Here is a 19,801-nt window from a genome sequence, read left to right on the forward strand (position 1 = left end):
ATTACTCCGTAGGAGACGTGTTTTCGCGAGTGCCCCCATGGGCTTAGGACAAAAGTCCGGGGTGAAACTGGGACTGGTGGAGGATAGGACCGGGGAGGTGCCGGTGATGCCGGAGCTGTCGCAGGAGACCGAGCGGGGGAAGGCTCTGCTGCCGTTCGGGGCGGCGGAGGTGACGGGCCCTTCGATGGTGCCCACACTCCAGCACGGGGATCGGCTCGTCGTTCAGTGGGGGGCGAGGGTGAGGCCGGGCGACGTCGTCGTCCTGCGCCATCCGTTCCAGCAGGACCTGCTCGTCGTGAAGCGGATCGCGGAACGGCGTGAGGGCGGCTGGTGGGTGCTCGGGGACAACGCGTTCGCGGGCGGGGACAGCACCGACTACGGAACCGTCCCCGAGGAACTCGTCCTCGGGAAGGTGCGGTTCCGTTTCCGGCCGCCGAAAGCGGGTCAGCGGTCGCCGTTCGCCGTCGTCCGCTGGGTGCTGGTGGCCGCCAGGCCGGTGCTTCCCGTCCGGTCCGCCTCCAGGCGCTTGCGGGCACGGTAGGCCGCGACGTTGGCGCGGGTCGCGCAGCGGTCCGAGCAGTAGCGCCGGGAGCGGTTGGTGGAGGTGTCCAGGTAGGCGTTGCGGCACGGGGCGGCCTCGCACAGGCCGAGACGGTCCACGCCGTACTCGGTCAGATGGAAGGCGAGGCCCATCGCCGCGATCGCCGCGTAGCCCGCGGTCGCGTTCGACGGGTGATCCGCCAGATGCATGTGCCACAGCGGGCGGTCGTCGTCGTCGCGGTGGTCGTGCCCCGAGATCTGCGGGCTCACCGGGAATTCCAGGAGCAGGGAGTTCAGCAGGTCCACCGCGAGGGTCTCCTCGCCGCCAGCCGCCGCCTCGAAGACCGCGCGCAGTCGTCCCCGCACCGAGCGGAAGCGGGTGACGTCGGCCTCCGCGGCACGGCGGGCCGCCGAGGCGTTGCCCCCGAACAGGTCACGGACGGCCTCGACGGAGGTCAGCGAGTCCTTGCCCCGGGCCGGTTCCTCGGTGTTGACGAGGCGGACGGCGTAATCCGAGTAATAGGCCAGTTCCACTTGTAGTCCTTACGGAGGCGCTCTATCGTCGCGGCGGTGGTCAGGTAACAGCTGATCGCCCTTACAGGGTATTACGTCGTCGACTGGAGGAGGGGCTTTCATGGCCATCGGCACCGGAACCGACTGGCAGGCCTGGCAGCAGAGCTGGGACCGGCAGCAGGAGTGGTACATGCCGGACCGCGAGGACCGCTTCCGGGTGATGCTCGACATGACCGAGGCGCTCGTCGGACCCGCGCCCCGCGTCCTCGACCTCGCCTGCGGGACCGGCACCATCACCGCCCGGCTGCTCGCCCGCCTCCCCGGAGCCGCCAGCACCGGCGTCGACCTCGACCCCGCCCTCCTCGCCATCGCCGAGGGGACCTTCGCCGGTGACGACCGGGTCTCCCTCGTCACCGCCGACCTCAAGGACCCCCGCTGGCGCGAGCGGCTGCCGTACGACACGTACGACGCCGTCCTGACCGCCACGGCCCTGCACTGGCTGCACAGCGAACCCCTCACCGTCCTCTACGGCCAGATCGCCGAACTCGTCCGTGACGGCGGTGTGTTCATGAACGCCGACCACATGATCGACGAGACGACACCCCAGATCAACGCCGCCGACCGCGCCCAGCAGCGCGCCCGCAGGGAGCAGGCGAAGAAAGACGGCGCCCTCGACTGGGCCGACTGGTGGGAGGTGGCCGCCCAGGACCCGGTCCTCGCAGGCCCCACCGCCCGCCGCTTCGAGATCTACGGCGAGCACGCCGACGGGGACACCCCCTCCGCCGACTGGCACGCGCGCGTGCTGCGCGAACAGGGCTTCGGCGAGGCCCGCCCGGTGTGGCGTTCCCCCTCGGACGCGCTGGTGCTCGCGGTCAAGTAGGCCACCCGCGGACCCTGTCCGGACTGGGCAGGGGAGTTCGCGGCCGTCCTGAACCTGAAGGACGGAAGGGCCCTCCGCGTCCGGGACAGCACCGGCTACCGGGAGGAACGGGAACGGGCATGAGGAACGGGGGCATGAGGAAGGGGCGGTACGGGAGACCCGTACCGCCCCTTGTTCCTGCGCCCGGAAGCGCGTCGTCCGGTCAGAGGACCTTCGACAGGAACGACTTCGTGCGCTCGTGCTGCGGGTCCGTCAGGACGTCGCGCGGGTTGCCGGCCTCGACCACCACACCGTCGTCCATGAACACGAGCGAGTCCCCGACCTCACGGGCGAAGCCCATCTCGTGGGTGACGACGATCATGGTCATGCCGTCCTCCGCGAGGTCCCGCATGACGTCGAGGACCTCACCGACGAGCTCCGGGTCGAGAGCCGAGGTCGGCTCGTCGAAGAGCATCAGCTTCGGCTGCATCGCCAGCGCACGGGCGATGGCGACGCGCTGCTGCTGGCCGCCGGAGAGCTGGGCGGGGTAGTGAGCCTTGCGGTCACCCAGCCCCACCCGGTCGAGGAGCCGCTCCGCACGCTCCCGGGCGACGGCCTTGGTCTCGCCCTTGACCTGTACGGGCGCCTCCATGACGTTCTCCACCGCCGTCATGTGCGGGAAGAGGTTGAAGCGCTGGAACACCATGCCGATGTCCCGCCGCTGGGCGGCTACCTCGCGCTCCTTCAGCTCGTAGAGCCTGTCGCCCTTCTGGCGGTATCCCACCAGGTCACCGTCGACGTAGAGGCGCCCGGCGCTGATCTTCTCCAGGTGGTTGATGCACCGCAGGAAGGTCGACTTGCCGGAACCCGACGGACCGATCAGGCAGAACACCTCGCGGGGGTTCACCTCCAGGTCGATGCCCTTGAGGATGTGCGCGAGCCCGAAGGACTTGTGCACCGCCTCGGCCTTGACCATCGGACGGCCGGTCGTGCTCGGGGTGATGTCCTTGCTGAGACTGCTCATCGGGCCACCTCCGGGCGGCGGAAGGAACCGAACAGACGGAGGTTCTTCCTCAGGCGCTGCAACGGCGTCGGCGGCAGGGTGCGCGACGATCCTCGGGCGTAACGGCGCTCCAGGTAGTACTGGAAGACGCTGAAGATGCTGGTCAGGATCAGGTACCAGATCGATGCGACGAAGTACATCTCCACGACCGCCAGCGAGGTGCTGGAGATGTCGGTGGCCGCCTTGATCGTCTCGTTGAACTGGACCGCGTAGGCCAGTGACGAGGTCTTGAGCATGTTGATGAACTCGTTGCCCGTGGGCGGCACGATCACGCGCATCGCCTGCGGGAGGATCACCCGGCGCAGCGTCTTGCCCTGGGTCATGCCGAGCGCGTGCGACGCCTCCGTCTGCCCCAGGTCGACGGACTGGATACCCGCCCGGACGATCTCGGACATGTACGCGGCCTCGTTGAGGCCGAGTCCGAGCAGAGCCGCCAGGAACGGCGTCATCACCTGGTTCATCTCGTCCTTGTAGAACCCCAGGTTGAGGACGGGGAACACAAGCGCGATGTTGTACCAGAGGAGCAGCTGCACCAGCACCGGAGTGCCGCGGAAGAACCAGATGTACAGCCACGACACGGTGCTGGTCACCGGGTTCGAGGACATCCGCATGACCGCGAGGATCACGCCCAGCACAAGTCCCAGCACCATCGCCAGTACGGAGATGTACAGCGTGTGCCAGACGCCGGACAGGATGGTCGAGTCCGTGAGGTAGTCCGGGATGATGTCGTAGTTGATGTTCGCGTTGGAGAACGCGAGAACGATCAGCGCCATCACCACGATGACCAGGACGCCGGCCACCCAGCGGCCGTAGTGGCGCACCGGGATGGCCTTGATCTGCTCCGGCGGCACGGATGACCCCGGAGTCTTGTCGACAGTGTCAGTCACAGTGACTGCCCTTCAGTGTTGCGTCAGGCAGGGTCAGGAGCCGCCGTTGATCTTGGCCTCGGTCACCGCGCCGTCCTTGACGTTCCACTTCTCCAGGATCTTCGCGTAGTCACCGTTCTCGATGATCGCGCTCATGGCGGCCTGGATCGCGTCGCGGAGCTGGGTGCTCTCCTTGCTGACGCCGATGCCGTACGGGCCGGCCTCGATCTGGTCCCCGACGACCTCGAAGTCCTTGCCGCCGCCCGAGGTCTTGGCGTTGTAGGCCGCGACAGGGAAGTCGTTCAGGTCGGCGACGGACGCGCCCTGCTTCAGGCGGAGCAGCGCCTCGGGGTCGGTGTCGAAGGTCTGCAGCGTGATGGCCTTCTTGCCGTCCTTCGTACACTTCGTGCTCTGGGCCTTGGCGATGCCCTCGGACGTGGTGCCCTTCTGCAGCGCGACGACCTTGCCGCACAGGTCGTCCAGGGACTGGACGCCCTTCGGGTTGCCCTTCTGGACGAGGATCGACGTACCAGCGGTGAAGTAGTCGACGAAGTCGATGCCGTTGCCGGCCTTCTTGCCGGTGTCCGAGTCGACGCCGTTCTGCCGGTCCTTCGTGTCGCTCATGGCCGACATGACGGCGTTGAAGCGCTTGGACTGCAGACCCACGATGAGCTGGTCGAACTTGCCGTTCTGGAACTCGAACTTCACGCCGAGCTGCTTGCCGAGCGCAGCCGCGATGTCCGGGTCGATACCGACGGCCTTGCCGTTCTCCATGTACTCGACCGGCGGGTAGGCGATGTCGGAGCCCACCTTGATGACGCCTGCGCTCTTGATGTCGGCAGGAAGCTTGCCGGCGAGCGGCGCGGAGGACGAGGACGTGTCCGAGCTGCCGGTGTCGCTGCTCTTGTCCGTCTGGTCACCGCAGCCGGTGAGGATAAGGGCGCCGGCGACCGCGATCGCACCGACCGCTGCTATCCGGGACCGGGCGGTGGTACGACGGGTGGTGCGTGCGGTCATGAGGGTTCCTCCGGCGGATCAGGGAGTAGCCGATAGGTCGACGGAAACACACACCTTCGAGTGTCGCGACCTCGTGTAATGACGGCATCTTGCCATTCGGACGGCGAGATTCACGGTGCCCGCCATGTCAAAATCGGATAACGGGTGACCCCCGAACCATTACCGAGCGGTCACGTACGGCCGGATCATGTGCGGGAATCGTCCCCTCCGGCCGGAAGATCTTCGGTGCCGCGCAAGAAGCGGAAGACCGCTAGGCGGCACTCACGTCCGAACGAGGACATGTCCGGAAGTGTCAATGGATCCGGGCATGAATCATCTCACCGCCATGTGATCTTGGCTCTATGGACTCGTCCTCGGCACCGTCCGTCCGGTAAGAAGGTTCTTTACACCCCTCATCCGGGGCTCAGGGCGCGTGTGCGGCGCGCCCGTCGCGCAGCGGCCCGTACGCAACCACGGCGGCAGGGCCTGCGCGGTGCCCGCCCACCCCTCAACCAGGAGTGGTCACCCTCAAACAATGAAGACTTAAGGGGTAAAACAAAGTGGCAGCGGAGATCGTCAATCCTCGCAGCGACAGCAGTACGGATCAGGAAGGCGGGGCGGAGCCCCTCGATTCCTTCGACCCGGCTTTCGCGCTGCACCGCGGCGGCAAGATGGCTGTGCAAGCCACTGTGCCCGTCCGCAACAAGGACGACCTGTCCCTGGCTTACACGCCCGGCGTCGCGAAGGTGTGCAGCGCGATCGCCGAGCAGCCGGAACTCGTCCACGACTACACGTGGAAGTCGTCCGTGGTCGCTGTGGTGACCGACGGAACGGCAGTGCTCGGGCTCGGTGACATCGGCCCGGAGGCCTCGCTCCCCGTCATGGAGGGCAAGGCCATCCTGTTCAAGCAGTTCGGCGGTGTGGACGCGGTGCCCATCGCGCTCGCCTGCACCGGCGTCGACGAGATCGTCGAGACGGTGGTCCGGCTCGCTCCCTCGTTCGGCGGCGTCAATCTGGAGGACATCTCGGCACCGCGGTGCTTCGAGATCGAGCGCAAGCTGCAGGAACGACTGGACATTCCCGTCTTCCACGACGACCAGCACGGGACCGCGGTCGTCACTCTCGCGGCCCTGCGGAACGCCGCCCGGCTGACCGGGCGCTCGCTCGGCGACCTGCGCGCGGTGATCTCCGGCGCGGGCGCGGCCGGTATCGCCATCGCCAAGTTCCTGCTGGAGGCGGGTCTCGGCGATGTCGCGGTCGCCGACCGCAAGGGCGTCGTGTCCCGTGACCGGGACGACCTGACGGACGTCAAGCGCGAGCTCGCGGAGATCACCAACAAGGCGGGGATCTCCGGTTCGCTGGAGGAGGCGCTCGCGGGCGCCGACGTCTTCATCGGTGTCTCCGGCGGTACGGTGCCGGAGCCGGCGGTCGCCTCCATGGCGAAGGGGGCCTTCGTCTTCGCGATGGCCAACCCGAACCCCGAGGTGCACCCCGACATCGCCCACAAGTACGCGGCCGTCGTCGCGACCGGGCGGTCGGACTTCCCGAACCAGATCAACAACGTGCTGGCCTTCCCGGGAATCTTCGCCGGTGCGCTCCAGGTCCGGGCCTCCCGGATCACCGAGGGCATGAAGATCGCCGCCGCCGACGCGCTGGCCGCGGTGGTCGGGGACGACCTCGCCGCGGACTACGTCATCCCCTCGCCGTTCGACGAGCGGGTGGCTCCGGCGGTGACGGCCGCGGTGGCCGCCGCCGCCCGTGCGGAGGGCGTCGCCCGCCGCTGACGTGGTGTCCTGCTTGGCCCCGCCGGGATGGTTTCCTCCCGGCGGGGCCGTCCTTTTGTCCGAGGGAGGAGAAGGGGGCGAGGAGAGGCCGTCGTCCGGTGGGGCTTGCGCCGGGGGTGGTGCGGGACGCGTGTCACACGGGGAGGCGGTTCCCCAGGCCGGGGGCGGAGCCTATCGTCGAGGTCATGTTCGCTGCCTACGCCGCCCGAATCGACCGTGACCAGCCGCTGAACGGCCTGGAGTTGGGGGAGCGCCCGGCCCCCGGACAGAGGCCGGGCTGGACGACCGTGAACGTACGGGCCGCCTCCCTCAATCACCATGATCTGTGGTCGCTGCGCGGCGTCGGCCTCGCCGAGGACAAGCTGCCGATGATCCTCGGCTGCGACGCCGCCGGAATCGACGAGGACGGCAACGAGGTCGTCCTGCACTCCGTCATCGGCCAGAGCGGGCACGGGGTCGGCCCCGACGAGCCCCGGTCCATCCTCACCGAGCGCTACCAGGGCACCTTCGCCGAGCAGGTCTCCGTACCGACGTGGAACGTGCTGCCGAAGCCCAGGGAGCTGTCCTTCGCGGAGGCCGCCTGTCTGCCGACGGCCTGGCTGACGGCGTACCGCATGCTGTTCACCAACGCCGGGGTCCGGCCCGGCGATTCCGTGCTCGTCCAGGGTGCCGGCGGGGGCGTGGCCACCGCCGCGATCGTGCTCGGCAAGGCCGCCGGGCTGCGGGTCTTCGCCACGAGCCGTGACGAGGCCAAGCGGAAGCGGGCGCTCGAACTCGGAGCCGTCGAGGCGCTGGAGTCCGGGGCGCGGCTGCCGCAGCGGGTCGACGCGGTCATCGAGACGGTCGGCGCCGCCACCTGGTCGCACTCGGTCAAGTCGCTGCGTCCCGGCGGAACCGTCGTCATCTCGGGCGCCACCAGCGGTGACCGGCCCTCGCACGCCGAGCTGACGCGGATCTTCTTCCTCGAACTCAAGGTGGTCGGCTCCACCATGGGAACGAAGGACGAGCTGGAGGACCTGCTGGCCTTCTGCGCGGCCACCGGTGTGCGGCCCGTCGTCGACGAGGTGCTGCCGCTCGACCGGGCCCGCGAAGGGTTCGAGCGGCTGGAGTCCGGCGATCTGTTCGGCAAGATCGTGCTGACGGCGAGCTGACGGCGAGCTGACAGGGTTGTTCCAGAGGGTTGTCGCGGCGGGTCCGGGTTTCCGGGCCCGCCGTTTCGCGTGTCCGGTGGGTGCGGGTACGCCCCGGCGGTGTCAATTTTGGTTGACAAGGGCGAGGTGTCAACGTAGGTTGACATCATGACCGAAGCAACGGATCTTGCCGAGCGCGCGGGTGATCGCGATCCGCGGATCGGGCTGCGGGCGGTCTCCGCGCTGCGGAGGCTGCTGGAGCAGCTGGAGGCGGTACAGGTGCGCAGTGCGCGCCATCAGGGCTGGTCGTGGCAGGAGATCGCCGCGGAACTCGGCGTGAGCAGGCAGGCAGTGCACAAGAAGTACGGGAGGCAGTGATGTTCGAACGCTTCACGAAGGATGCGCGTGCCGTCGTCGAGGGCGCGGTGTCGCACTCCGGGCGGGTGGGTGCCGAGACGGTCGAGGAGGAGCACATGCTGCTGTCCCTCCTGGACCGGGAGGGCAGCCGGGGTTCCTTCGCGCTGACCTCGCTCGGGGAGTCCGGGTTCCGGGAGTCCCTGGAGCGGGACCTCGCCGAGGCGCGGCGCAGGGGCGGGCTCTCGCGCGCCGACGCGGACGCCCTCTCGGGGCTCGGCATCGATCTGTCCGAGATCGTCTCCCGGATCGAGGAGGCCCACGGAGAAGGCGCCCTGGAGTCGGGCGGGCGGGGCGGGAACGGCAGGCGGGCCCGCCGTCGGCCCTTCGGACAGGGGGCGAAGGACGTGCTGGTACGAGCCCTGCGGATCGCTGCCGCGCGACGGGACCGGCATATCGGGGACGAGCACCTGCTGCTGGCGATCACCCTGCGGGGCGGGGTCGCCGCCGAGGTGCTGGCCGATCACGGCGTCACCTACGAGTCGGTGACGCGAGTGCTGTACGGCGGAGCCGGGGCGGTCGGCGAGGGCGGTGTGGCGGAAGCCGGGTGAGCCCGCGAGCAGACCGGCGTGACGGGTGCGACCGGTCGGTGCCGTGTGCCGGCCGGTCGGCGCGCGTGGAGGCCGGCCGGGGTGCGCGTGGGTTCGGCCGGGGTGCGCGCGGGGGCCGGCCGGGGTGTGCACCCCGGCCGGGGTGCGGGCGTCCCGTGCGGTCGGGTGTGTCTCGTGCGGAACGGTGGAGCTGTGCGGTCCGGTGCGATGTGCGGCCCGGTGTACCCGGGCCGGCGAAGGCCGCTGAGCCGTGCTCGACGCCGGCCGGTGACAACCCGGGCGACCGGGCCGGCGGGGCCGCGTGTGCGGTGCCGCCCGGCCGGTCGCCCGGCGCCCGTGAGAAGGGCCGGGGCGTCGAGGGCCGCCGGGGGAATTACGGCCGCCTGCCTCGCAGTGTCGAGCCGATGTGGGCCGCCGCTGTCGACAAGTGGCGGCGGATGTCGCCGAGTTGGTCCTCCGTGACACCGTGGTCGCGGGACGCGTCGCGGATGTCGTCACGGAAGCGGTCCAGTAGACGGTCCAGGTCCCGGGCGGGGTTGCCCGTGGAGTCCTCGTGCGCCCAGGCCGGTTCGTACTCGGCGGGGAAGTCCTCCGGCGTGGTCGAGTACTCCGGATCCACGGGCGCTCCGGACGGCGTGCGACCGAAGCCGAACTCCTTGCCGAGGTCCTTCCCCAGGTCCTTGCCGAAGTTCTTCCCGAAGTCGCCGAACTCCTTGGCCAGTTCGGTCAGCCCCTCGCGCACGCCCGTCGGCCAGTCCCCGCGCGCGAAGTGGTCCTGGACCTGGTCCTGGACGCGCTTGGCCATGCGCTGCATCTCCTCCTGGGCCTGCGCGCGGGCCTTCTCCTGGGCCTCCTTGGCCTGGCGGCGGGCGCGCTGCGCCTCGTCGCGGGCGCGACGGCTCTCGTCCTTCGCGCGGCGGGCCTGTTCCTTCCACTCCTGACGGACGCGCCGCATCTCCTCCTTCGCCGCCCGCCACGACTCCCTGTCCTGGAAGTCGTCGGGGCCGCCGGACCCGCCCGCCGGATCGTCCTGCTGCCCCGGACGGGCGCCGGCCCGGGAGCCGTGGCGTGCCTCCGTGGCCGCCGCCCGCATCTCGCGGCGCAGGTCACCGGCAGCGCCCCGGACGTCCGCGCGGATCTCCGCCGCGAGCTCCGCGACCGACTCGCGGATCTCCAGCTCCAGATCGGCCAGCTCGCCGCTGCGGTCGGCCAGTTCGGCGCGGCCCGCGTCGGTGATCGCGTACACCTTGCGGCCGCCCTCGGAGGTGTGCGTGACGAGTCCCTCGGCCTCCAGCTTCGCCAGCCGGGGGTAGACGGTGCCCGCCGAGGGCGCGTACAGGCCCTGGAAGCGCTCCTCCAGGAGACGGATCACCTCGTAGCCGTGGCGCGGGGCCTCGTCCAGCAGCTTGAGGAGGTACAGGCGCAGTCGGCCGTGGGCGAAGACGGGGGCCATGTCAGAGCACCTTCTTGTCGGTCGAGGAGCCGGCCGGCCGGCCCTCGGTGGCATCGTCGCCCGGTGTGCCGCTCGCTGTGCCGTCAGCGGTGTCCGTCGCGGAATGGTCGTCAGCGGCGGTCGCGGAGTGGTCGGCGGTGTCCGTCGCCGTGGCGTCAGTGGTGGCGGCCGCGGAGTCGCCTGCGGTGTCGTCCGCCGAGCCGCCCGTCGCGTTGTCCGCCGTGCCGCCCGCAGTGGTGTCCGGGGTGGTGTCCGCGGTCGTTTCCGGGCCGGCCGAAGGCGCCGCGTCCCGCGGTTGGGGGACCTCCTCGTACGGCTCGTCCTCCGTCGGGGGCCTGCGCAGCAGGGCGATCGAGCCCGAGACGGTCATCGCCCTCAGCCTGCCGTTGCCCGCGCCGAGGCGGCCGGTGATCTTCTTGGCGCCCCACTGGCCGTTGACCCGCAGGTCCTCGAACGCGCTGGAGACGCTGCCGCTCGCGGTGTTCGCCTCCACCTCGGCGTCCGCGGGATGGGGGAACCGGATGGCGATCTCGCCCGAGACGTTCGACAGCCGGACGTCGGTCGGCGTGCCCGTGGCGTCGAGGTCCACGATCATCGAGCCGCTCACCGACTCGGCCCGCACGGAGGTGCCGGAGCCCTCGACGACGGTCAGGTCCCCGGAGACCGAGTTGAAGTGGAGGTCGCCGGTGACGGCCTGGGCCTCCAGGTTCCCCGAGACGGTCTCCACGCGCACGGGGCCGGAGACGCGGACGAGCGTGGTGTCGCCGGTGACGCCCTTCACCTGGACCCGTCCGTCCGTCCCCGAGATCACGGCTGCGGCGCCGACCACGCCCACCTCGACGTGCGTGCGCGCCGGGACGGCGAGCGAGACGACGGCCGCGCGGCGCCAGCCCTTGCGGTCGAGCCACTTCAGGAAGCCCTTCCAGGGAAGGTCCTCGTAGGCCACCGTGAGCGTGCCGCCCTCCTGGGTCACCTGGAGCGGGGGGCCGTCGAGCTCCGACACCTCCAGCCGGGCGGAACCCTCGTCGGTCCCCACGACGTTCACTGTTCCGTTGACGATGCGCACGTGCAGCGTCTGCACTGGGCCGTCGAAGGAGAGCTTCTTCGGCTCTGTCACGGACCACTCGGACATGGTGCAGACCTCCTCGAACGGACCGGACCCTCGTACGAGTCCGAGCTCGACACGCCATATCGCGTCTCTCGTATTCACGATATATCGCGGATGTCGAAAGTCAAGACACCCGTTCTGGGGATCATTGGTGCATCGAAGTGGGCAATTCGCCCTAAAGTGGGGCTATGTCGACTCCCTCCGGCACGTCCAGGGACGACCGTCCGGCCCCCGGCGCCCTGCTGCTGTGCCGGGCCCGTCCGGAGTCGGTCGGTCCCGCCGTCCACCTGCTGCGCGAGCGGATGCTGCTCGCCGGGGCGGGCCCCGACTGGAGCGTGCTGGTCCCCGAGGGCAAGCCCTGGCAGGAGGGCGCGGAACCCGTCGACCGCGTGCTCACCGGCTGGGCCGCGGCGCTCGCCGTCGGCGCGCCCTGGCCCGTCCTCGCACTGTGGTGGGACACCGACCGCAGCGGGTTCACCCTGGCCTCGGGCTTCCGTCGCACCGTGGGCTACGAATGGCTGGCGAACGGCACCCCGGTCGGCGAGGACGAGGCGATGCGCACCTTCGCCGCCCGTCTGGGGCTCGACCCGGTGCTCGACATGCAGGTGCTGGAGCCGCTGACGCAGCCCGACCCGGCGGCCGATGCCCACGCGCGCGTGAGCGGGCTGCTCGCCGTCCTCACGCGCGCGGGGGTGCTGCTTCCCGCCGGGATCGACCCCGGGGAACCCGTGGAACGGCTCCGGGACGCGGTACGGATCCGGCCGGACGCCGAGCAGATCGAGTGGACCGGCTGGCGGGCCGCCGTGGGCGCCGAACTCGACGTCGTGGAGAGCGGCGGTCTCGGACCCTGGCTGCGCGGTCCGAGGGCCCGCACCCTCGCCGCGGCCCAGCTCGCCGTCGGCCTCCCGCTCACGGCCTGGGGGATCCGGCGCCGCAGCGGCGGCTGGATCGTCGCTGGCGCGGCCCTGATGCTCCGCGGTGCCCTCGGCCTGGCGTACGACCACCTGCGCGCCTACGACTGACCGTCCTCGCGCGGGATCGGTGCCCCGGGCGCGCTCCTACTCGTCGTCCTCGTCCTCGTCGTCCAGCCTGGCCAGCCAGGTCGCCAGCCGCTCCACCGGTACCTCGAAGTCCGGATTGAGGTCGACGAACGTACGCAGCTGCTCGGCGAGCCACTCGAAGGTGACCTCTTCCTCGCCGCGCCGCTTCTCTAGTTCCTCGATGCCGCGGTCGGTGAAGTACATGGATGGTGCTCCGTCGGTGAAAGGGAAGTGGAACGCTGGGAAAAGGATAGGCGGGGTCAGGAGGCCGGTGGAGGGCCTCTGTCGTGCGCGGGCCCCGGCCGCTAGCCTGCAAGGTCGGCTCGAACCACGGGGGCGTGGGGGAACGGGGGATGCCATGAGTGACGCGGTGACGCGCATAGCGCGGATCGAGATGCCCGACGGAACACCGGTCTGGGCCCGGATCTCGGGGGCCGACGAACTGGAGGATCCGGGCGGCGAGCTGTCGCTGACGGACGTCGGCTTCGCGGAGCGCGTCGAGGCGCAGGTCGAGAGCCTGCACGCGCTGATCACCGGCGTCGCGCGCTCGCTCGCCGCCCCGCTGCGCGCGGTGCGGCCCGACGAGGTCAGCGTCGAGTTCGGCATCGAGCTGACGGCGAAGGCCGGCAAGGTGGTCGGGCTGCTCGCGGACGGCGAGGCCAAGGCGGGCATCACCGTGACGCTCACCTGGAACGGCGCTCCGCCGGACCTGGAGACGGACGGGGCCGCCCCGCACGCGGGCGCGTCTCCCGGCGCCCCGGCGCACGGCGCGGCCACCGACCCCTCCGGCGGGGGCGGAGCATGACGGACGGGCACGCCCCGGGCGCACCGGGCGGCCCCGGAAACGCTCACCGTGCGCTGCGTGATCTCGTCATGGCCGCCACCGTGCGCATCCATCGCGCGGGCCCCGGGTATGCCCTCGACGAACCCGGCACGTTCCTCGGGAGCGGCTTCTTCATCGCTCCGAACTGGGTTCTGACCTGCGCACATGTGGTCCGGAGCGGGGAGGGGAACGAGGTGCGGGTGGTGTACGAGAGGGGGCCGGGCCGCGGTACGTCCGCCGTCACCGGCCAGGTCGCGACGGTCCTCCCGGACCGCGCGGGGCTCCCGGCGCGCGGCACCTGGCCGTCCCCCGACCTCGCCCTGGTACGGCTGCGCGAGCCGGTGGACCACGACTGCGCGTACGTCACCGAACGCCCGGCCGCCTACTACGAGGAGGGCGTCGTCCTGTACTCCGGCTGGTCCGTGGTCGGCGGGGAGCTGCGCCGGCTGAGCGGCACCTGCACGGTCCAGGGCACGCTCGGCGGCTGGTCCGACGACGAGCAGATCCGCCTCGGCGGCGACGTGCTGCCGCCCGGCGTCTCGGGCGGGCCGGTCGTCGACCCCGTGCGCGGTGAGGTCGTCGGAGTCCTGAAGTCGCGCACGGACCGGGGGCTCGGCGGCACCTGCACGGGCGTGGAGCAGTTACGGTCCCTGCCGGTGCCGGCCGAGGAGACGGCCGCCGAACACGACGATCCGTACCACGCCGTCTTCCACGCCCACGACCGCTACCACCGGGACCGGCAGCGCCACCCGGACACCGACCGCAGCACCTGGGCCGACGTCCAGAACCAGCTCGGCGCCCGGCCAGGCCGCGCCCTGAGCCCCGAGGAGCGGACCCAGCTGCTCGGCAGGCTCGCCGATCTGCCGCCGCCGGCCAGCACCCGCGCCCTGCTCGGCCTGCTCGAATCCCTCCTGGGCGACCAGGCGGCGATCCCGCATCCGGCTCCGCGCGGCTGGCGCGACGGACTCGGGGCGCTGTACGAGAGCTCGCGCCAGGACGCCGCCCTCGACCTCGTCCTCGACTACGCCATGCGGGCGATGTCCGCCGAACGCCCCTTCGTCACACCGGGCACCCGGGCCGCCGAACGGGCGCTGTGGGAGTGGGTGCGGCAGACCGCCGAGGGCCGTCCCGGCCCCGCGTACCGGCGCCGCCTCGGCCAGCAGTGGATCGAACGGCTCCAGGTGGCGCCCCGAGGCCCCTCGGCGGCGGAAGCAGGGGCGGCGCACGGCAGCGCGCACGGCGCCGGCCGTGCGCCCCGTCTCTTCGTCCTGCTCGAACTGGAGCAGCTGGGCTGGGAGCCGGGCCGCTGCGACTGGCACGTCTCGGTGGGCCGGCCGACCGGAGAGGTCGTGCGGCTGCGTGACGGCGAACGCACCCCGCTGGAGGAGCTGCCGGCCGCTCTCGCGCCGGCCCTGACGGAAGCCTTCCGCCAGTGCGACGAACCCGGACGGCCCGCCGACCTCCAGGTGGCGCTGCCTCATCTGCTGCTCGGACTCGACGTCGACACCTGGCAGTTCGGGCCGGACGAAGTGCCGCTCGGCGCCCACCGGCCCGTCGTCGTGCGCTGCGCCGACCGGGAACAGCTTCCCGAGCCCGCCGACGCGGCCGCCCGGGCCGGAAAGACGTTCCCCGCCGACGAGGAGCGGCACGAGCGGGAGGCCCGCTGGCGGTGGATCCACGAACACGGCGCGCAGGCCGAAGTGCTCGACTGCGAGGACGGGTTGCGGGTACCCGTTCCGGCGGCGGAGTCGTTGCGCGGCCTGCCGCACAAGACCGTTCCCGTGCTCTGCCGCTACGGCGACCACCGGTTCGAGGACGACCCGGTCGCGCTCGTGCGGATCGTGCACGGCGGATACGGCGTCGCCCTGTGGCGGCGCTGGCGGGGGCAGTCCGAAGCGGTCTGCGGCGAGTTCCACCGGAGAGCCGGCGACACGGTGGCGGGCGCGGGCGGCGCGGACCGCCTTCCCGAACTGGTGCACGCCCTGCGGGCCGGGCTGCGCGAGGGCCGGCCGGAGACCTACTGGGCCCATGGGATCGCCCTGTTCTACGACGACCCGCGCCGGCCCCTGCCCGGGACCGGAGACCTGCTGGAGGCGCCATGACCGCATCGCTCGACCCGCTGTCGCGCGACGCTCGAAGCAGGCCGAAGTGGGCTGCCGCGAGCCCCTCTCGGGGCCTTACGAGGCCCTCCGCGGGTCGATACGGTGAGGCGACGATCGACGGCTGCCGGGGTGGACGAGTGACGACGAGGACTGGGCAATGACCGATTCCAGCGAGTGGCTCATCTACCGAGGCGCAGGCGAACCCCACGACGGTCTGAACCGGCTTCCTGCCCCGCCGCCGTGGCGCGACTTCGCGAGCCGGGACGCCGCCGGGAGCAACGGTGACGGCTCCGAGGACCGCAGGCTGGGCGCGTACCGGCATCTGGCCGAACTGCACCGGCCCGGCGCCGAGGAACTCGAAATGATCAACGCGGCGCTCTATCTGCGCCGGCCCCTGCTGGTCACCGGCAGCCCCGGAGCGGGCAAGAGCACGCTCGCGCACTCGGTGGCGTACGAACTCGGCCTCGGCAACGTCCTGCGCTGGCCGATCGTCAGCCGGTCCACGCTGCGGGACGGCCTCTACCACTACGACGCGATCGCCCGGCTCCAGGACGTGCAGCTCGCCGCGCCGCACGGCGGCGACCCGGCCGCGTCCGGCGCCCCCGGTTCCGTCGAGGGCATCGGCAGCTACATCCGGCTCGGCCCGCTCGGCACCGCGCTGCTGCCCTCCGAGACCCCGCGCGTGCTGCTCATCGACGAGCTGGACAAGAGCGACATCGACCTGCCCAACGACCTCCTGAACGTCCTGGAGGAGGGCGAGTTCGCGATTCCCGAGCTGGAACGCGTCGCCGACCGGCTGCCCGGCGGCGAGGCCGCGGTGCTCACCTCCGACGGCACCAAGGCGCGGGTGCGCGACGGCCGGGTGCGCTGCCGCGCCTTCCCCTTCGTGGTGCTCACCAGCAACGGCGAGCGCGACTTCCCCGCCCCGCTGATGCGCCGCTGCATCCACCTCGAACTGGGCCGCCCGGACCACAAGCGGCTCGCCACCTTCGTACGCGCCCACCTGGGCGACGAGGCCGCGCGGGCCGGGGACGATCTGATCACCCACTTCCTGGAGCGCTCGCGCAGCGAACTCGTCGCGGCCGACCAGCTGTTGAACGCCATCTACCTCACCGACGCCGCGGCCCCGCCCAGCCGGGACCGGCTCGCGGACCTGCTCATCCAGCGACTCGACCGCCCGAGGTGACGCGCTGATGACCGGCGGCGACCCGATCGCCGAACTCATCGCCCGGATACGGCAGGCCGGGCTGGATCCCGATGCCCGCCAACTGGCCGACGCCCTGTGGCTGGCGCGCTGGTCGCGCCCGACGGACCGGACCGGGAACGAGTGGGGGAGCGCCTCGGCGTCCGGTCACAAGGCGGCGGCCGAGGACCCCGCCGCCGGGCGCCAGGACACGCGGCGGGAGGAACGGCCACCGCCCGGCGGCCGGCCCGCACCGGCCCGGCGGGACACGGAGACGGACCGGCGCGTCGCGCTGTACCCGGTGCCGCGCGACGGCGCGCCGCGCGGCTACGGGCAGGGCCGGTCGGCGGTGCTGCCGGTCGGCGTACCCGCCGCCCCCGCGTTCCCCTCCCCCCTCGAACTCCAGCGCGCATTGCGCCCGTTGCAGGGCTACCGCACCGCGGCACCGCCCCTGCGTGAAGTCCTCGACGAGACCGAGACCGCCGAACGCACCGCCCGGGCCGGCGGATTGGTCCTGCCGGTGTTCCGCGGGGTGACCCGGGCCGACGCCACCCTCCAGCTCGTCATGGACGCCTCCTCGTCCATGCGCGTGTGGGACCGGATGTTCGCCGAACTGGAACAGGTCTTCAGCGGGCTCGGCGCCTTCCGGGACATCCAGGTCAGCCACCTCCACCAGGGCCCGGACGGAGAACCCGCCGTCAGCCGCAGCCCCGAACCCGGCGCGGCCCCCCTGCACTCCGCCGACCGGCTGAGCGACCCGACAGGCCGCCGCGTCACCCTCCTCGTCAGCGACTGCGCCGGCCCCCTGTGGCACAGCGGCCACGCACACCGGCTCCTGCACCACCTGTCCCGGCTCGGCCCCGCCGCCGTACTCCAGCCGCTGCCGCAGCGCATGTGGAACCGCACCCGGCTTCCGGTGTCGTACGGCGAACTGACCCGCGGCGAAGCCCTCGCGGGCGCCGCCACACTCAAGGTCCGGCTGCCCGCAGGCACCCCGCCGGAAGCACGCGACGGCGCGCTCCCCGTGCCCGTCCTGCCGCCCGAGCCCGCCGCGCTCGGCGCCTGGGCACGCCTGCTGTCCGGAGCCGGCGCGGGACCCGTGGCCGGCGCCGTCGGCTGGGTGCGCAGGCACCACGAGCCCGCCCGGAGCACCCGGCCCGGACGCCGCATGTCCGGGCTCGAACTGGTCAGCCGGTTCCGCTCCAACGCCTCCAAGGCCGCCGGACGACTGGCCGGCTATCTGGCCGCGGCCCCGCTCAGCCTCCCCGTGATGCAACTCGTCCAGCGCACCATGCTCCCCGACTCCGGGCCCGCCGAACTGGCCGAAGTCCTGCTCAGCGGCCTGGTCTCACGCACCAGGACCGAGGAGTACGGCGCGGACGGCACCCAGTGGTACGAGTTCGCGCCCGGCGCGCAGGAGGCCCTGCTGTCCCCGCTGGGCCTCGACGAGGCCATGCTGGTGCTCAAGCACTGCTCCGAATACATCGAGCACCGCTTCGGCAAGGGAGGCCCCAACTTCCCCGCCCTGGCGCTCGCACAGCTCGGCGAGGGCGGCTCCGGACCGCCGTTCTCACCCGGCGCCGGATATCCGGGCGAGAACGGCGACAACGGCGGCGCCACCCTCGTACCCCAGCCCTTCGCCGAGGTCGCCGCACGGGTACTGGAGCGATTCATGCCGCTGCCGGAACACTTCGCCACCTACGCGCCGCCCCGCGGCCCCGACGGCCCGCCCGACCAGCGGCCCACCCACCCCGCCGTGCTCAGGGCCCGCTCACTGGCCGGCCAGTTCGGCAGCGACGGCATGGTGCAGGACCTCATCGACGCCGTCCAGCTCCTGCGCGGCGCGACCGAACACGAACCGGTCCCCGGCGCCGACCCGGAACTGTGGGCCGAGTACGCCAACTGCGTACTGCTGCTGTGGGAGGTACAGGGCGGCGCGGACCTGCTGCGCGAGGCGGAGGCCGCCGCCGAACGCGCGGTCGCGCACCCCCGCGCCCTGCGCGAGAGGGCCAGCCTGGCCAGGGTGCTGCACGCCGCCGCCACCGACCGCAGGCGGCGCGGCGACCGGCGCGGCGCGCTCGACCTGCTGCAACGCGCCGACCGCGAGTACGCGGTGGCCTGCGCCGCGCCCGAACTGGACGCCGCCGAGGCCCTGCGCCTCACCCTGGAGCGGGTCCGGGCGCTGGAGGCGCAGTGGCGCCTCGGCGGCGACAGCGCGCTCCTCCAGGGCGCGGTCGGCATGCTGGAGGCGTTCGCCGACGCCTGGCCCGACCGGCGCAGCCGCCCCACGGGACTTCCGCTCGCCCACGGCCGTGTCCTGCTGCGCCTGTCGGGCGCCACGGCCGACCACGAACAGGCCAGGCTGTACGCGGAACAGGGCGCGCGCTCCCTGCGCGCCGCCCTGGAAACCGGCCCCGAGGACACGCCCGCCGCCGGTGAGTCCTCACGCGTCCGTATCCTCCTCGATCTCGTCGACGCGCTCCTGAGGTCCGGCGGCGCGCTGGACGACGCCCGCGACCATGTCGAGGAGGCGCTCGCCCTGACCCGCGAACAGGGGCTGCGCTCCGCCCTGCTGGTGCGTGCCGGGCGCATCCACGTCGCCCGGTACGCCGACACGGGCGACCCGCGCGAACTCCAGGACGCCGCCGCACGGTTCGAGCAGGCCTCCCGCGGAGTGCCCCGGGACGCCCCCGCGCACGCGGACGTCCTCGCCGAATGGGGCGAGGCACTGCTGCGGCACGCCGTGCCGGACCAGGGACGCGCCCCGAGCGAATCGCTGTACCGGGCCATCCGCGTGCTGCGGGACTGCCGCACCGAGACACCGGCGGGCAGCACCCAACTCGCCCACCGCCTGCTGCTGCTCGGCCGCGCGCTGATGCTGCGCTACGGCGCCCGCGGTGACCGGGTCGACCTGCGGGAGGCCGAGCACCTTTTCGGCCTCGCGGCCCTTGAGGACGGCCCACCGCTCACCACCGCCCGCTGCTGGCTGGAGCTCGGACAGGCCCAGATCGAGGCGTACCAGAGCCTCGGCCGCAAGGCGCGGCTCGACGAGGCCGTCGACGCCTTCCGGGCCGCGGCCGAGTCGGCCCGCGAGGCCGAGGAGGAGGCCGAGACGGAGCGCACGCGCCAGGAAGCCGTGGAACTGGCCGCTCGGGCACAGCACTGGCGGGGTATGTCCTACGAAGCGGCGGCGCGTCCGCGTGCCGCGCGCGAGGCCTACCGGGCCGCCCGGACCGAGTGGTCCCGGCTGCCGGACGGTGTCGCGAGCACGGGCGAGCCGACGGCCCGGCAGACGGCACAGCGGCTGGCCGAGCTGGAGTGAGGAGCGCCTGCAGGCGGCCGCCGGGGCGGAGTCAGGGAAGCCGAGGGAGAAGAC

The 19,801-nt window shown here is 72.1% G+C and carries 18 protein-coding genes; 11 read left to right on the top strand and 7 right to left on the bottom strand.

What is annotated here, in order from left to right:
* Window positions 1–106 precede the first annotated feature (106 nt).
* The gene (gene sodX / locus OG485_RS28525; RefSeq protein WP_326785569.1) at window positions 107–541 is read left to right on the top strand and encodes a nickel-type superoxide dismutase maturation protease; all 435 of its coding nucleotides are present in this window, start codon (window positions 107–109) and stop codon (window positions 539–541) included.
* Here sodX and OG485_RS28530 read toward each other — a convergent pair.
* Window positions 445–1,074 carry a CGNR zinc finger domain-containing protein gene (locus tag OG485_RS28530; RefSeq protein WP_328671358.1) on the bottom strand — a complete coding sequence of 210 codons (630 nt, stop codon included), beginning with the start codon at window positions 1,072–1,074 and terminating at the stop codon, window positions 445–447. The genes sodX and OG485_RS28530 overlap by 97 nt on opposite strands.
* A 100-nt stretch (window positions 1,075–1,174) precedes the next feature.
* Between OG485_RS28530 and OG485_RS28535 the strand changes: the two genes are divergently transcribed.
* The gene (locus tag OG485_RS28535) at window positions 1,175–1,933 is read left to right on the top strand and encodes a class I SAM-dependent methyltransferase (protein ID WP_328671359.1); all 759 of its coding nucleotides are present in this window, start codon (window positions 1,175–1,177) and stop codon (window positions 1,931–1,933) included.
* A gap of 202 nt (window positions 1,934–2,135) precedes the next feature.
* Here the strand turns inward: OG485_RS28535 and OG485_RS28540 are convergent, their stop codons facing one another.
* Genes OG485_RS28540 through OG485_RS28550 form a run of 3 tightly spaced genes read right to left on the bottom strand, consistent with a single transcriptional unit; the run spans window position 2,136 to window position 4,858 of the window.
* Window positions 2,136–2,936: an amino acid ABC transporter ATP-binding protein gene (locus tag OG485_RS28540; RefSeq protein WP_328671360.1), complete on the bottom strand. Its 801-nt coding sequence runs from the start codon at window positions 2,934–2,936 to the stop codon at window positions 2,136–2,138.
* A complete protein-coding gene (locus OG485_RS28545; protein ID WP_328671361.1) occupies window positions 2,933–3,862 on the bottom strand; it encodes an amino acid ABC transporter permease in 930 nt (309 codons plus the stop codon). The genes OG485_RS28540 and OG485_RS28545 overlap by 4 nt, the downstream gene beginning before the upstream one ends.
* A gap of 33 nt (window positions 3,863–3,895) precedes the next feature.
* Window positions 3,896–4,858 carry an ABC transporter substrate-binding protein gene (locus OG485_RS28550; RefSeq protein WP_328671362.1) on the bottom strand — a complete coding sequence of 321 codons (963 nt, stop codon included), beginning with the start codon at window positions 4,856–4,858 and terminating at the stop codon, window positions 3,896–3,898.
* A 539-nt stretch (window positions 4,859–5,397) separates the two neighbouring features.
* On the opposite strand from OG485_RS28550, the gene OG485_RS28555 reads away from it, so the two are divergent.
* The 4 genes from OG485_RS28555 (at window position 5,398) to OG485_RS28570 (ending at window position 8,716) form a co-directional block, all read left to right on the top strand.
* Window positions 5,398–6,621 carry an NAD(P)-dependent malic enzyme gene (locus tag OG485_RS28555; RefSeq protein WP_328671363.1) on the top strand — a complete coding sequence of 408 codons (1,224 nt, stop codon included), beginning with the start codon at window positions 5,398–5,400 and terminating at the stop codon, window positions 6,619–6,621.
* Between the two features lie 185 nt (window positions 6,622–6,806).
* Window positions 6,807–7,772: a zinc-binding dehydrogenase gene (locus OG485_RS28560; RefSeq protein ID WP_328671364.1), complete on the top strand. Its 966-nt coding sequence runs from the start codon at window positions 6,807–6,809 to the stop codon at window positions 7,770–7,772.
* A gap of 147 nt (window positions 7,773–7,919) precedes the next feature.
* On the top strand, window positions 7,920–8,129 hold the full coding sequence (locus tag OG485_RS28565; RefSeq protein WP_148010429.1) for a helix-turn-helix domain-containing protein: 210 nt from the start codon (window positions 7,920–7,922) through the stop codon (window positions 8,127–8,129).
* A complete protein-coding gene (locus OG485_RS28570; RefSeq protein WP_328671365.1) occupies window positions 8,129–8,716 on the top strand; it encodes a Clp protease N-terminal domain-containing protein in 588 nt (195 codons plus the stop codon). Before OG485_RS28565 ends, OG485_RS28570 begins: the two co-directional genes overlap by 1 nt.
* A gap of 373 nt (window positions 8,717–9,089) precedes the next feature.
* On the opposite strand, the gene OG485_RS28575 is transcribed toward OG485_RS28570, so the two are convergent.
* A complete protein-coding gene (locus OG485_RS28575; RefSeq protein ID WP_328671366.1) occupies window positions 9,090–10,169 on the bottom strand; it encodes a PadR family transcriptional regulator in 1,080 nt (359 codons plus the stop codon).
* 1 nt (window position 10,170) lies between these two features.
* Window positions 10,171–11,301: a DUF4097 family beta strand repeat-containing protein gene (locus OG485_RS28580; RefSeq protein WP_328671367.1), complete on the bottom strand. Its 1,131-nt coding sequence runs from the start codon at window positions 11,299–11,301 to the stop codon at window positions 10,171–10,173.
* Window positions 11,302–11,465: 164 nt separating this feature from the next.
* Here OG485_RS28580 and OG485_RS28585 point away from each other — a divergent pair, with 164 nt between their 5' ends.
* Window positions 11,466–12,299 carry a hypothetical protein gene (locus OG485_RS28585; protein ID WP_328671368.1) on the top strand — a complete coding sequence of 278 codons (834 nt, stop codon included), beginning with the start codon at window positions 11,466–11,468 and terminating at the stop codon, window positions 12,297–12,299.
* Between the two features lie 36 nt (window positions 12,300–12,335).
* Here OG485_RS28585 and OG485_RS28590 read toward each other — a convergent pair whose 3' ends face one another.
* The gene (locus OG485_RS28590; protein ID WP_007266501.1) at window positions 12,336–12,521 is read right to left on the bottom strand and encodes a DUF6104 family protein; all 186 of its coding nucleotides are present in this window, start codon (window positions 12,519–12,521) and stop codon (window positions 12,336–12,338) included.
* Window positions 12,522–12,675: 154 nt separating this feature from the next.
* On the opposite strand from OG485_RS28590, the gene OG485_RS28595 reads away from it, so the two are divergent.
* The 4 genes from OG485_RS28595 (at window position 12,676) to OG485_RS28610 (ending at window position 19,747) form a co-directional block, all read left to right on the top strand.
* On the top strand, window positions 12,676–13,122 hold the full coding sequence (locus OG485_RS28595) for a CU044_2847 family protein (protein WP_328671369.1): 447 nt from the start codon (window positions 12,676–12,678) through the stop codon (window positions 13,120–13,122).
* Window positions 13,119–15,242, top strand: coding sequence for a VMAP-C domain-containing protein (locus tag OG485_RS28600; RefSeq protein WP_328671370.1), 2,124 nt, complete (start codon window positions 13,119–13,121; stop codon window positions 15,240–15,242). The genes OG485_RS28595 and OG485_RS28600 overlap by 4 nt, the downstream gene beginning before the upstream one ends.
* A gap of 157 nt (window positions 15,243–15,399) precedes the next feature.
* On the top strand, window positions 15,400–16,428 hold the full coding sequence (locus OG485_RS28605; RefSeq protein WP_328671371.1) for an AAA family ATPase: 1,029 nt from the start codon (window positions 15,400–15,402) through the stop codon (window positions 16,426–16,428).
* A 7-nt stretch (window positions 16,429–16,435) separates the two neighbouring features.
* Window positions 16,436–19,747 carry an SAV_2336 N-terminal domain-related protein gene (locus OG485_RS28610; RefSeq protein WP_328671372.1) on the top strand — a complete coding sequence of 1,104 codons (3,312 nt, stop codon included), beginning with the start codon at window positions 16,436–16,438 and terminating at the stop codon, window positions 19,745–19,747.
* Window positions 19,748–19,801 lie beyond the last annotated feature (54 nt).

Origin of the sequence: Streptomyces sp. NBC_00328, assembly GCF_036139655.1 — a bacterium.
Classification (GTDB): Bacteria; Actinomycetota; Actinomycetes; order Streptomycetales; family Streptomycetaceae; genus Streptomyces.

Bases quoted from the DNA above. Each gene is read 5' to 3' on its own strand.
- sodX (WP_326785569.1), top strand. From the start codon at position 107: ATGCCGGAGCTGTCGCAGGAGACCGAGCGGGGGAAGGCTCTGCTGCCG.
- OG485_RS28535 (WP_328671359.1), top strand. From the start codon at position 1,175: ATGGCCATCGGCACCGGAACCGACTGGCAGGCCTGGCAGCAGAGCTGG.
- OG485_RS28540 (WP_328671360.1), bottom strand. From the start codon at position 2,936: ATGAGCAGTCTCAGCAAGGACATCACCCCGAGCACGACCGGCCGTCCG.
- OG485_RS28550 (WP_328671362.1), bottom strand. From the start codon at position 4,858: ATGACCGCACGCACCACCCGTCGTACCACCGCCCGGTCCCGGATAGCA.
- OG485_RS28560 (WP_328671364.1), top strand. From the start codon at position 6,807: ATGTTCGCTGCCTACGCCGCCCGAATCGACCGTGACCAGCCGCTGAAC.
- OG485_RS28565 (WP_148010429.1), top strand. From the start codon at position 7,920: ATGACCGAAGCAACGGATCTTGCCGAGCGCGCGGGTGATCGCGATCCG.
- OG485_RS28570 (WP_328671365.1), top strand. From the start codon at position 8,129: ATGTTCGAACGCTTCACGAAGGATGCGCGTGCCGTCGTCGAGGGCGCG.
- OG485_RS28575 (WP_328671366.1), bottom strand. From the start codon at position 10,169: ATGGCCCCCGTCTTCGCCCACGGCCGACTGCGCCTGTACCTCCTCAAG.
- OG485_RS28580 (WP_328671367.1), bottom strand. From the start codon at position 11,301: ATGTCCGAGTGGTCCGTGACAGAGCCGAAGAAGCTCTCCTTCGACGGC.
- OG485_RS28585 (WP_328671368.1), top strand. From the start codon at position 11,466: ATGTCGACTCCCTCCGGCACGTCCAGGGACGACCGTCCGGCCCCCGGC.
- OG485_RS28590 (WP_007266501.1), bottom strand. From the start codon at position 12,521: ATGTACTTCACCGACCGCGGCATCGAGGAACTAGAGAAGCGGCGCGGC.
- OG485_RS28595 (WP_328671369.1), top strand. From the start codon at position 12,676: ATGAGTGACGCGGTGACGCGCATAGCGCGGATCGAGATGCCCGACGGA.
- OG485_RS28600 (WP_328671370.1), top strand. From the start codon at position 13,119: ATGACGGACGGGCACGCCCCGGGCGCACCGGGCGGCCCCGGAAACGCT.
- OG485_RS28605 (WP_328671371.1), top strand. From the start codon at position 15,400: ATGACCGATTCCAGCGAGTGGCTCATCTACCGAGGCGCAGGCGAACCC.
- OG485_RS28610 (WP_328671372.1), top strand. From the start codon at position 16,436: ATGACCGGCGGCGACCCGATCGCCGAACTCATCGCCCGGATACGGCAG.